The 12,008-nt window shown below is 70.1% G+C and carries 11 protein-coding genes; 10 read left to right on the forward strand and 1 reads right to left on the reverse strand.

Annotated elements, in window-relative coordinates:
- The first annotated feature begins 25 nt into the window (after nt 1-25).
- The 3 genes from DJ010_RS13140 to DJ010_RS13150 are packed head-to-tail and all read left to right on the forward strand — an operon-like array spanning nt 26 to nt 4,083.
- The gene (locus DJ010_RS13140; protein ID WP_109694378.1) at nt 26-1,210 is read left to right on the forward strand and encodes an ABC transporter substrate-binding protein; all 1,185 of its coding nucleotides are present in this window, start codon (nt 26-28) and stop codon (nt 1,208-1,210) included.
- Nucleotides 1,207-2,535, forward strand: coding sequence for an aspartate aminotransferase family protein (locus DJ010_RS13145; RefSeq protein WP_109694380.1), 1,329 nt, complete (start codon nt 1,207-1,209; stop codon nt 2,533-2,535). The genes DJ010_RS13140 and DJ010_RS13145 overlap by 4 nt, the downstream gene beginning before the upstream one ends.
- 54 nt (nt 2,536-2,589) lie before the next feature.
- Nucleotides 2,590-4,083, forward strand: a complete 1,494-nt coding sequence (locus DJ010_RS13150; protein ID WP_109694382.1) for a CoA-acylating methylmalonate-semialdehyde dehydrogenase — start codon at nt 2,590-2,592, stop codon at nt 4,081-4,083.
- 2 nt (nt 4,084-4,085) lie between these two features.
- Here the strand turns inward: DJ010_RS13150 and DJ010_RS13155 are convergent, their stop codons facing one another.
- Nucleotides 4,086-5,006: a COG1470 family protein gene (locus DJ010_RS13155; protein ID WP_146207344.1), complete on the reverse strand. Its 921-nt coding sequence runs from the start codon at nt 5,004-5,006 to the stop codon at nt 4,086-4,088.
- 136 nt (nt 5,007-5,142) lie between these two features.
- Here DJ010_RS13155 and DJ010_RS21825 point away from each other — a divergent pair, with 136 nt between their 5' ends.
- From DJ010_RS21825 to DJ010_RS13190, 7 genes are read left to right on the forward strand one after another with little or no spacing between them, the layout of a single operon-like run.
- Nucleotides 5,143-5,355, forward strand: coding sequence for a hypothetical protein (locus tag DJ010_RS21825; RefSeq protein ID WP_146207345.1), 213 nt, complete (start codon nt 5,143-5,145; stop codon nt 5,353-5,355).
- 48 nt (nt 5,356-5,403) lie between these two features.
- Complete coding sequence (locus tag DJ010_RS13165; RefSeq protein ID WP_342769496.1) at nt 5,404-6,024, forward strand: TetR/AcrR family transcriptional regulator; 621 nt, start codon at nt 5,404-5,406, stop codon at nt 6,022-6,024.
- Entirely contained in the window at nt 6,021-6,929 is a 909-nt protein-coding gene (locus DJ010_RS22715; protein WP_109694390.1) for a maleylpyruvate isomerase family mycothiol-dependent enzyme, read from the forward strand. The genes DJ010_RS13165 and DJ010_RS22715 overlap by 4 nt, the downstream gene beginning before the upstream one ends.
- On the forward strand, nt 6,926-8,689 hold the full coding sequence (locus tag DJ010_RS13175; protein ID WP_109694391.1) for an acyclic terpene utilization AtuA family protein: 1,764 nt from the start codon (nt 6,926-6,928) through the stop codon (nt 8,687-8,689). The genes DJ010_RS22715 and DJ010_RS13175 overlap by 4 nt, the downstream gene beginning before the upstream one ends.
- Complete coding sequence (locus DJ010_RS13180) at nt 8,689-9,843, forward strand: acyl-CoA dehydrogenase family protein (protein WP_109694393.1); 1,155 nt, start codon at nt 8,689-8,691, stop codon at nt 9,841-9,843. The genes DJ010_RS13175 and DJ010_RS13180 overlap by 1 nt, the downstream gene beginning before the upstream one ends.
- Nucleotides 9,840-10,322 carry an SRPBCC family protein gene (locus DJ010_RS13185; RefSeq protein ID WP_109694395.1) on the forward strand — a complete coding sequence of 161 codons (483 nt, stop codon included), beginning with the start codon at nt 9,840-9,842 and terminating at the stop codon, nt 10,320-10,322. The genes DJ010_RS13180 and DJ010_RS13185 overlap by 4 nt, the downstream gene beginning before the upstream one ends.
- Nucleotides 10,319-11,911: an acyl-CoA carboxylase subunit beta gene (locus DJ010_RS13190; RefSeq protein ID WP_109694397.1), complete on the forward strand. Its 1,593-nt coding sequence runs from the start codon at nt 10,319-10,321 to the stop codon at nt 11,909-11,911. The genes DJ010_RS13185 and DJ010_RS13190 overlap by 4 nt, the downstream gene beginning before the upstream one ends.
- Nucleotides 11,912-12,008 lie beyond the last annotated feature (97 nt).

Below are 12,008 nucleotides of genomic sequence, written 5' to 3' on the forward strand. Positions count from 1 at the left end.
CTTGCACAGAAAACAGGAGAAGCACATGTTGAGATCGCTGAAGCTGGGCGCCGCCGCCATGGTGGTCGCCGCGTTCCTGACCGCCTGCGGTGACGACGACGACGGCGGGTCCGAGTCGAACGTCGACGTGCAGCAGAGCGAGGACTGTGCGACCCGCACCCAGGAGGCCCGGGACGCGGGTGAGCTCGAGGAGGTCTCGCTCCAGCTCCAGTGGGTGTCGCAGGCGCAGTTCGCCGGCTACTACGCCGCGGTCGCCGAGTGCTACTACGTCGACGAGGGCCTCGACGTGAACATCGTCGAGGGTGGCGTCGACATCGTGCCGCAGGACGTGCTCGCCTCCGGCGACGTCGACTACGCGATCTCGTGGGTGCCGAAGGTGCTCGGTTCGATCGAGCAGGGCGCCGGGATCACCAACGTCGCGCAGATCTTCGAGCGCAGCGCGACGACCCAGATCTCCTTCAAGGACAAGGACATCGCCGGTCCCGAGGACCTGAAGGGCAAGAACGTCGGCAGCTGGGGCTTCGGCAACGAGTGGGAGCTCTTCGCCGGCATGCAGTCGGCCGACGTGCAGCTCGAGGACATCAACCTGGTGCAGCAGGCGTTCGACATGAACGCGTTCCTCGCCGGCGACATCGATGCCGCGCAGGCGATGACCTACAACGAGTACGCCCAGGTCCTCGAGACCGTGAACCCGGAGACCGGCGAGCTCTACACGCCCGAGGACCTCAACGTCATCAACTGGAACGACGTCGGCACCGCGATGCTGCAGGACGCCATCTGGGCGACGACCGAGAAGTTGTCCGACCCTGACTACGAGGAGCGGACCGTCAAGTTCATCAAGGCGTCGATCAAGGGCTGGGCCTTCGTCCGCGACAACCCGGAGGAGGCGGCCGACATCGTGGCCGCGTCCGGCTCGGAGCTCGGCCAGAGCCACCAGCTGTGGATGGCCAACGAGGTCAACAAGCTGATCTGGCCCTCGACCAACGGCGTCGGCTACATCGACGAGGAGGCGTGGGCGCAGACCGTCGACATCGCGCTCAACACCAAGAACGAGACCGGCGCCACCATCATCTCCAAGGAGCCGCCGTCGTCCGCCTACACCAACGAGTACGTCGAGCAGGCGCTGGCCGAGCTCGAGGAGGAGGGAGAGGACACGATCGGTGCGGACTACGAGCCGATCGAGGTCACCCTTCAGGAAGGTGGCAAGTGACCGAGACCATGACCGACCTCAACGCCCGCACGAGTGAGCTCGACCGGGGACACGTGTTCCACTCGTGGTCGGCGCAGGGAAGCCTCTCCCTGCTGCCGATCGCGGGTGGGCGCGGCACCGAGGTCTGGGACCACGCCGGCAAGACCTACCTGGACTTCTCCAGCCAGCTGGTCAACGTCAACATCGGCCACCAGCACCCGGCCGTCGTCCAGGCGATCCAGGAGCAGGCCGCCACCCTCGCGACCATCGGCCCGGCGACCGCGAACCTGACCCGCGGCGTCGCCGCCCAGCGGATCGCTGCGCGGGCGCCGGAGGGCTTCGACAAGGTGTTCTTCACCAACGGCGGCGCCGATGCCAACGAGAACGCCATCCGGATGGCGCGGCTGCACACCGGGCGCGACAAGGTGCTCTCGACGTACCGCTCCTACCACGGCAACACCGGCGGGGCGATCGTCGCGACGGGCGACTGGCGGCGGATGCCCAACGAGTACGCCCGCGGCCACGTGCACTTCTTCGGGCCCTACCTCTACCGCTCGGAGTTCTGGGCGACGTCGCCGGAGGAGGAGTGCGAGCGCGCGCTGCACCACCTGCGACGGGTGATCGAGGCCGAGGGACCCGACACCGTGGCGGCGATCCTGCTCGAGTCGATCCCCGGCACCGCGGGGATCATGATCCCGCCGCCGGGCTACCTGTCCGGCGTTCGTGAGATCGCCGACCGGTTCGGGATCGTGCTCGTCCTCGACGAGGTGATGGCCGGCTTCGGCCGGGCAGGCGAGTGGTTCGCGTTCGACGCGCACGACGTGACGCCGGACCTCATCACGTTCGCCAAGGGCGTCAACTCCGGCTACGTTCCGGTCGGCGGAGTCATCATCAACGACGCCATCGCCCGCACGTTCGACGAGCGGGTGTTCCCCGGCGGGCTCACCTACAGCGGCCACCCGCTGGCGGCGGCGTCGATCGTGGCGTCGATCGACGCGATGGAGAGCGAGGGCATCGTCGCGCACGCCAAGGAGATCGGGGCCGACGTGATCGGCCCCGGCCTCGCCGAGCTCGCCGACAAGCACCCGGTCATCGGCGAGGTCCGTGGCACCGGTGTCTTCTGGGCGCTCGAGCTGGTCGCCGACCGGACGACCCGCGAGCCGCTCTCCGCCGCGCTGATGGGGAAGGCCAAGGCCGAGCTCGTCGGTCGCGGCGTCCTCCCCTTCACCGCCGACAACCGCATCCATGTCGTGCCCCCCTGCGTCGTGACCGCCGACGAGGTGGCCCAGGCGATGACGGCGTACGACGAAGTCCTGACCATCCTCGACCGATCGGTGGTCGAGTAGCGCGAGCCGCTGGGCGAGCGCGTATCGAGACCCCTGCACCAGGAAGTGAAACCCATGACCGAGACTCTCGACCACTGGATCTCCGGCACCACCGACCCCGGCGAGGGCACCCGCACCGGACCTGTCTACGACCCCGCCCTGGGCGTGGTCTCCAAGGAGGTCCGCTTCGCCACCGCCGGCGACGTCGACCGGGCCGTCGGCATCGCCAAGGAGGCGTCCAAAGCCTGGGGGAACACGTCGATCACCAAGCGCCAGCAGGTGATGTTCGCGTTCCGCGAGATCCTCAACCAGCGCAAGGACGAGCTGGCCGCGATCCTCACCTCCGAGCACGGCAAGGTGCTCTCCGACGCGGCCGGCGAGGTTGCCCGCGGCCTGGAGGTCGTGGAGTTCGCGTGCGCGATGCCCCACCTCACCAAGGGCGCGTTCTCGCAGAACGTGTCGACCGACGTCGACGTCTACTCCATCAAGGAGCCGCTCGGCGTCGTCGGCATCATCAGCCCGTTCAACTTCCCGGCGATGGTCCCGATGTGGTTCTTCCCGATCGCGATCGCGACCGGCAACACCGTCGTGCTGAAGCCGAGCGAGAAGGACCCGAGCGTCGCCAACTGGATCGGCGCCGCGCTGAAGGAGGCCGGTCTCCCCGACGGCGTCTTCAACGTCGTCCACGGCGACAAGGAGGCCGTCGACGCGCTGCTGACGCACCCCGACGTCGCCTCGATCTCGTTCGTGGGCTCGACGCCGATCGCGAAGTACGTCTACGAGACCGGCACCGCGCACGGCAAGCGGGTCCAGGCCCTCGGCGGCGCCAAGAACCACATGCTGGTGCTGCCCGACGCCGACCTCGACCTGGTCGCCGACTCGGCCGTCAACGCCGGCTTCGGCTCCGCCGGCGAGCGCTGCATGGCGATCTCCGTCCTGCTTGCGGTCGAGCCGGTCGCCGACGAGCTGATCGGGAAGATCCGGGACCGGATGGGCAAGCTCGTCACCGGGGACGGCCGCAAGGGCTGCGACATGGGTCCGCTCATCACCCGCGAGCACCGCGACAAGGTGGCGGGCTACATCGACGTCGCCGGCTCCGACGGCGCGACCGTCGTGGTCGACGGCCGCGAGGGCAAGTTCGAGGGTGCGGACGACGGCTTCTGGCTCGGTCCCACGCTGATCGACAAGGTGCCGACGACCTCGCCGGTCTACCAGGACGAGATCTTCGGTCCCGTGCTGTCGGTGGTGCGGGTGTCGTCGTACACGGACGGCGTGGAGCTCATCAACTCCGGCCCCTACGGCAACGGCACCGCCATCTTCACCAACGACGGCGGTGCCGCGCGCCGCTTCGAGCGCGAGGTCGAGGTCGGCATGGTCGGGATCAACGTGCCGATCCCGGTGCCGGTCGCCTACCACTCCTTCGGCGGCTACAAGGCCTCGATCTTCGGTGACGCCAAGGCCTACGGCCCGCAGGGTGTCGAGTTCTTCACCCGCGAGAAGGCGATCACCAGCCGGTGGCTCGACCCCTCACACGGAGGCATCAACCTGGGCTTCCCGACGCACGACTAAGGTCAGGCGACGGCGGGGACAGCGTGGGCGACCACGGACCTCAGGCCGTCCGCCCCGTCAGCGACGAACTGAAGGTAGGTGCCGTCGCACGTCGGGGTGGCGACCAGCTTGATCGATATCCTGAACTCGATCCTCGCGCCGGGCTTGAGCACGCCCGTCGTGTAGGTCCCGCCCATCATCGCCGCCGTCACGTCGGCAGCGCCCTGACGGATGGACACCGCGTAGTCCTGCGGACAGTCTTCCGGTGAGGCGAGCACCTTGACGGCGGAGGTCGGTGTCGCACCGTTGTTCCGCAGCTGCATGATGAAGCTGGCGGTGCCGCCGGGCTTGAGGGCGGCTGCCGTCAGGTAGGCGTCCCCCGGGCCGAAGATAGTCGGCTGCCCCCCGGTGACGAAGGGTTGCGCTCCGGTCTTGAGGAAGAGGTCGTTGCGCGACGTGCCCGTCTGCCGGGTGGCCGTCGCGACGGCGGAGACCCTCTCGGACCCGAAGAGGTCACCGGGGTTCCGCAGCTCGAGGTTGACGTAGTACTCCCCCGGAGGCCGCCCGCGGTCCACGGAGAGCCGAAGCCTCAGCTGTGTGCTCTCCCCGGGCGCGATCGGTGCGGTCAGGTAGGGGGCGGTCACCCGCTTCGTGCCCGCGAAGAGCTCCCAGCTCGAGCCGAACGAGGCGAAGATGACGGCGAGCTCGAACCGCTGGGTCTCGGCTCCCGTGTTGACCACCTTCACGGAGAAGCTCTTCGTCCCGCCCGGGGCCACGCCCTGGGTGACGGCCGGCGAATCCGTGTAGTACGGGCCGGCGCCCTTGAGAAGCAGCTTGCCCTCCCCGAAGGCGTGGGCGGGCGTCGCGCCGCCGAGGACGAGGGCGGCGGTGGCGAGGACCGCCGTGACGAGGACGGCGAGCAACCGCCGAGCGGGATGGTTCATGGGGGAGCACCTCGGGTTGTCCGGGGCCGCCGGGAGCAGGCGGCCGTCGGTCCCAGGGTGGGTCACTCGCGACGACCGCGCGCAAAAGTTTCAGGAGTTGGGGTGCACCTCAACTGTGGTGGGTACCGCCCGCTCCATGAGCCAGCACGAAGAAGAGAGCGACGGCACCGGCATCACCGACGACCAGCTGCCCGAGGACCTGGTGCCGAGCGAGGACAACCCGCTCGCCGAGGGGCTGCCGCCGGGTGAGGAGCCCGACGAGGACCTGCTCACGTCGGGCAAGGACGCCGAGGGCTCGGGCGACGAGGGCTCGGACGAGCAGGGCGCGGAAAGCACCGACGAAAGTTAACTTACAGTCAGTCTTGACTGTTTGTTTGTGGGTTGCCATCCTGACCGGGTGACGGCCCCGACCACGCCCCGCGTTCCCCAGGAGGAGCGCACCCGGGCGATGCGGGCGCGGCTGCTCGAGGCCACGGTCGAGCTGCTCGTCGAGAACGGCTTCAGCGGTACGACGACCACGCTCGTCTCCGAGCGCGCCGGCGTCAGCCGCGGCGCCCAGCTGCACCACTTCCCGACGAAGAACGACCTGGTCGTCGCCGCGGTGACCCACCTGACCGAGCGCCGTCACGAGGAGCTGCAGGCCGCCGCCGCCCGGTTGCCCACCGGGCCGCAGCGCACCCGCGCCGTCATCCAGATGCTCGGCGATCACTTCGCCGGACCGGTCTTCACCGCTGCGCTGGAGCTCTGGGTCGCCGCGCGCACCGACGCCGCGCTCCTGGAGGCGGTGGCGCCGCTCGAGCGCGTCGTGGGCCGCGAGACCCATGCGATGACGGTGCGGCTGCTGGGCGCCGACGAGTCCCAGCCCGGCGTGCGGGAGCTGGTCCAGGCGACCCTGGACCTGGTGCGAGGCCTCGGCCTGGCCGGCACCCTCGGCGACGACACGCCGCGCCGGCGCCGGATCCTCGACCGGTGGGCGGAGACGCTCGACACCACTCTCCACGGAGGCAACCGGAAATGAGCGTTCTCGAGAGCGTCCTGTCCGATCTCGCCGCTGAGGGCGACCAGCTGCGCACTGCGGTGGCCGGCCTCGACGACGCCGCCTGGGCCACCCCCGTGCCGGCCGAGCGCTGGACGATCGCGACGACGATCGCCCACCTGCTCTGGACCGACGAGGTCGCCGTCCTGGCTGCCCGCGCCGGCACCCCCGAGGGCAAGGAGGCGTGGGACGCCGTCGTGCTGCAGGCGATCGCGGACCCGACCGGCTTCGTCGACGCCGGCGCGGTCGAGATCGCGGTCCTGCCGCCCGCCGACCTGATGGCGCGGTGGGACGCCGGCCGGGCCGCGCTCACGGGCGCGCTCCGGGAAGTCCCCGACGGCACGAAGATGCCGTGGTTCGGCCCGCCGATGTCGCCGACGTCGATGGCGACGGCGCGGTTCATGGAGACCTGGGCGCACGCGCTGGACGTCTACGACGGCTTGGTCTCGACAGGCTCGACCACCGGGACAGGCTCGACCACCGGGACAGGCTCGACCACCGGGAACGGCTCGACCACCGGGAGTGGCTCGACCACCGGGAGCAGCGCGATCGCCGCACGCCCCGCACCGAGCGACCGGATCAAGCACGTGGCCCACCTCGGCGTGCGCACCCGCGGCTTCTCCTACGTCCAGAACGGGCTCGAGCCGCCGACCGCAGAGGTCCGCGTCGAGCTGACCGCGCCCAGCGGTGCCACCTGGACGTGGGGCCCGGACGACGCGGCGCAGTCGGTGACCGGGTCGGCGTACGACTTCTGCCAGCTGGTCACCCAACGCATCCACCGCGACGACACCGACCTGGTCGCCGTCGGCGACGACGCCGAGCAGTGGCTGAGGATCGCACAGGCGTTCGCGGGTCCCGCGGGCGGCGGCCGGGAGGCGCGCGGATGACGATCAGGATCGGCAACTGCTCGGGCTTCTACGGCGACCGGCTCTCCGCGTTCCGCGAGATGCTCGAGGGTGGTCCGCTCGACTACCTCACCGGCGACTACCTCGCCGAGCTGACGATGCTCATCCTCGGCAAGGACACGTTCAAGGACCCGAACGCCGGCTACGCCCGCACGTTCGTGAAGCAGGCCGAGGACGCCCTCGGCCTCGCGCTCGAGCAGGGTGTCAAGGTCGTGGTCAACGCCGGCGGCGTGAACCCCCGCGGCCTCGCCGACAAGCTCCGCGAGGTCGCCACCGCCCTCGGCCTCGACCCGCGGATCGCCCACGTCGAGGGCGACGACCTCCGCGGCAAGGTCGCCGACCTCGGCCTCGTGCACGAGGCCTACGGCGACCCGCTGACCGCCAACGCCTACCTCGGCGCGTTCGGCATCGCCTCCGCGCTGGGCCGCGGCGCCGACGTCGTCGTCACCGGCCGCGTCACCGACGCCTCGGTCGTCGTCGGCCCGGCGATCGCGCACTTCGGCTGGTCGCCGGAGTCGTACGACGCCCTCGCCGGCGCCGTCGTCGCCGGCCACATCATCGAGTGCGGCACCCAGGCGACCGGCGGCAACTTCAGTGGCTTCACCGACCTGATCTCGAAAGGCTCGATCAAGAGCGGCGAGCCGCTCGGCTTCCCGATCGCGGAGCTGGCCGAGGACGGCTCGATGGTGATCACCAAGCACGACGGCACCGGCGGCGCGGTCACCGTCGACACCGTCACTGCCCAGCTGGTCTACGAGATCCAGTCGACCAAGTACCTCAACCCCGACGTCACCGTCGACCTCACGTCGCTGCGACTCGAGCAGGTGGGGGAGGACCGGGTCGCCGTCACCGGCGTCGCGGGCTCCGCCCCGCCGGAACGGCTCAAGGTCTGCCTCAACTACTTCGCCGGCTTCCGCAACTCCGCCGAGTTCGTGGTCACCGGCCTCGAGGCCGACGCGAAGGTCGAGTGGATCAAGGCCCAGGTCGACGCCGCGCTCGGTCCCGAGGGCTCCGCTGGCCGCCCGGCCAAGGTCGTGTGGTCCGGCGTCCGCACGGTGCAGCCCGATGCCGACACCGAGGAGGGCGCGTCGATGCTGCTGCGGGTCACCGCGTTCGACCCCAGCGCCGACAAGGTCGGCAAGGGGCTCACCGCGCCGATCATCGAGCTGGCGCTGGCGTCGTACCCCGGCTTCAGCGTCACCCGGGTGCCCGGCCCCGGCACGGCGTACGGCGTCTACCGCCCCGCCTACGTCCCGCGCACCGCCGTCGAGCACACGGTCGTGCACCACGACGGCACGACCGAGATCGTGCCCGACCCCCGGACGGCTGAGTCGCCGCTCGACCCGACCGAGGGCCAGCGGCCCTCGCCGTACCCCGCCCCGCAGGACAAGCTCACCCGTCGGATGCCGCTCGGCACGTTCGTCCACGGCCGTTCGGGCGACAAGGGCGGCGACGCCAACATCGGGCTCTGGGTGAGGAACGACGGCCATCCGAAGTACGCCGAGCGCGTCACCTGGCTCACCAAGTTCATGTCGCGGCGCCGGGTCCGCGAGCTGATCCCGGAGGCGGCCGACCTCGACATCGAGGTCTACGTGCTGCCCAACCTCGGCGGCGTCAACATCCTCATCCACGGGCTGCTCGACGAGGGCGTCGCAGCCACCGCCCGGTTCGACCCCCAGGCCAAGGGCCTCGCGGAGTGGATCCGCTCCCGGCTCGTCAACATCGAAGGGAACGTCCTCTAATGACGACTTTCACCTATGGCTTCAACGAGGAGCAGGTCGCGCTGCGGGACTCGGCCATCGAGTTCACCAAGCGCGAGGTGACGCCCTACCTCGACCAGTGGGAGAAGGACGGCGAGATCCCGCGCGAGTTCCAGAAGAAGCTCGCCCACGCCGGCTTCCTCGGCATCGGCGTCCCCGAAGAGGTCGGCGGTGACGGCGGCACCCTGCTCGACATCTGTGCGCTGCAGCAGGGCTTCATGGAGGCCGGCTGGTCGGGCGGCCTGATGGCCTCGGCCTTCACGCACGGCATCGCGATCCCGCACATCGTGCAGAACGGCTCGAAGGAGCTCATCGACACCTACGTGCGCCCGACGCTCGCCGGCGACCTGATCGGCTCGATGGCGGTCACCGAGCCCGGCACCGGCTCGGACGTCGCCAACATCACCACCCGCGCGGTGCGCGACGGCGACCACTGGATCATCAACGGGGCCAAGACCTTCATCACCTCCTCGGTGCGCGGCGACTTCGTCACCACCGCGGTGCGCACCGGCGAGGCAGGCGCCCACGGCATCTCGATGATCGTCGTCCCCCGGGGCACACCCGGCTTCACCGTCTCCCGCAAGCTCGACAAGATGGGCTGGCTGGCCTCCGACACCGGCGAGCTGTCGTACGAGGACGTGCGAGTCCCCGTCGGCAACCTGGTGGGGCAGGAGAACCACGGCTTCTACTACATCGCCCAGAACTTCGTCACCGAGCGGATCTTCCTCGCGCTGATGGGCTACGGCCACGCGCTGCGGTGCCTCAACCTGGCCGCGCGGTACTGCAAGGACCGCGAGACGTTCGGTGAGCCGCTCGTCGCCCACCAGGTCGTGCGCGCCAAGCTCACCGAGATGCACCGCCAGGTCGCGGTCGCGCGCAGCTACACCCTCGAGGTCGCGCGTCGGTACGACGCCGGCGAGGACTGCATCGCCGAGGCCTGCCTGGCCAAGCAGACCGCCGTCGACACGGCGGTCTGGGTCGCCGACCAGGCCGTGCAGCTGCACGGGGGCATGGGCTACATGCGCGAGTCCGAGGTCGAGCGCCACTACCGCGACGTGCGGCTGCTGCCGATCGGCGGCGGCTCCACCGAGGTCCTCACCGACCTCGCCGCCAAGCTGCTGGGGTACGGCGCATGAGCGGCCTCGAGCGCGAGGTCACGCTGACGATCGCCGCGCCTCCGGCGGAGGTCTGGGACCTGGTGAGCGACGTGACGCGGATCGGCGAGTTCTCGCCCGAGACGTTCGAGGCGCGGTGGACCCACGGCGCCACGGGTCCTGTGGTGGGCGCTCGGTTCAAGGGCCACGTGAAGCGCAACGGCGTCGGCCCGACCTACTGGTCGCCCTGCACGGTGACCAAGTGCGTCGAACCGGGGCCGGACGGCACCGGCGTGTTCGAGTTCGCCGTCGGCCTCGAGGGCAGCGCGTGGACGAACTGGGGCTACCGGCTCGAGCCTGGCCCGAGCGCCGGCAGCACGCGAGTGACGGAGTACTTCCGGCTCGAGCCGAAGTGGTTCCTCCGCGGCTACTGGTTGGTGCTGGGCGCGCTCCGCGGCCGCACCAACGAGCGCGGCATGCGCACCACCCTGGAGCGGATGAAGGCGGTGCTGGAGGGATGACCGACCGCAGGACAGCGATGCTCGAGAAGATCGAGTCGCTCCACGCCGAGCAGGCCAAGGCGGTCGAGGCCGGCGGCAAGTACATCGCCCGCCACAAGGAGCGCGGCAAGCTCACCGCCCGCGAGCGGATCGAGCTGCTCGTCGACGAGGGCTCGGCGTTCCTCGAGCTGATGCCGCTCGCCGGGTGGGGCAGCGACTTCCCCGTCGGCGCGAGCATGGTCACCGGCATCGGCGTGGTCGAGGGCGTGGAGTGCCTGATCGTCGCCAACGACCCGACGGTGAAGGGCGGGGCCCTCAACCCGTGGTCGCTGCGCAAGTCCTTCCGGGCGAGCGAGATCGCCGAGAAGAACGGCCTGCCGACGATCAACCTCACCGAGTCCGGCGGCGCCGACCTCCCGACGCAGAAGGAGATCTTCATCCCGGGCGGTCGCGGGTTCCGCGACCTCACGCGCGCCTCGGCGCGCAAGCAGCCGACGATCTCGGTCGTCTTCGGCAACTCCACCGCCGGCGGCGCCTACGTGCCCGGCATGAGCGACTACGTGATCATGGTCAAGGAACGGGCCAAGGTGTTCCTCGCCGGCCCGCCGTTGGTGAAGATGGCCACCGGCGAGGAGACCGACGACGAGTCGCTCGGCGGCGCCGAGATGCACTCGCGGATCTCGGGCTCCTCGGACTTCCTCGCCGCCGACGAGCACGACGCGATCCGGCAGGCGCGCCGCGTCGTCGCCCGCCTCAACTGGCGCAAGAGGGGCGCGGCGCCCGACCCCGCGTCGTACGCCGAGCCGGACCTCGACCCCGAGGAGCTGCTCGACCTCATCCCCACCGACCTCAAGGAGCCCTTCGACCCGCGCGAGGCGATCCTGCGGATCGTCGACGGGGTCTCGACAGGCTCGACCACCGGGCCCGACAACCTGGTCGCGTTCGACGAGTTCAAGCCGCTCTACGGCACCTCCCTCTGCGTCGGCTGGGCCCGGCTGCACGGCCACGAGATCGGCATCCTCGCCAACGCGCGCGGGGTCCTGATGTCGGAGGAGGCGCAGAAGGCCGCGCAGTTCATCCAACTGGCCAACCAGAAGGACACGCCGCTGCTGTTCCTGCACAACACCACCGGCTACATGGTCGGCACCGACTACGAGCAGGGCGGGATCATCAAGCACGGCGCGCTGATGATCAACGCGGTCTCGAACTCCACCGTGCCGCACCTGACGGTGATCATGGGCGCGTCGTACGGCGCCGGCAACTACGGCATGAACGGCCGCGCCTACGACCCGCGGTTCCTCTTCACCTGGCCGTCCGCGAAGTCGTCGGTGATGGGGCCGCAGCAGCTCGCCGGCGTGCTGGAGATCGTGGCGCGCGAGTCGGCCGAGAAGAAGGGCGAGGTGTTCGACGCCGAGGGCTTCAAGGCGATCAAGGAGATGGTCGAGGCCCAGATCGAGGAGCAGTCGCTGCCCTACGTGCTGTCCGGGATGGTCTACGACGACGGCGTCATCGACCCGCGCGACACCCGCACCGTCCTGGGCATCTGCCTGTCCGTCATCGACAACCAGCCGATCGAGGGCGCCCTCAGCTTCGGCGTCTTCAGGATGTGAGCGGCGCAGTGGTTCGCGAGGAACGAGCGGAGCGCGTGCGCGACGCCAGGTCGAGCAAGGCCTGCGACCGAGGAACGAGGTCGCACCGGCCGCGTCG

The organism is Nocardioides silvaticus (assembly GCF_003160695.1).
Lineage (GTDB): Bacteria > Actinomycetota > Actinomycetes > Propionibacteriales > Nocardioidaceae > Nocardioides > Nocardioides silvaticus.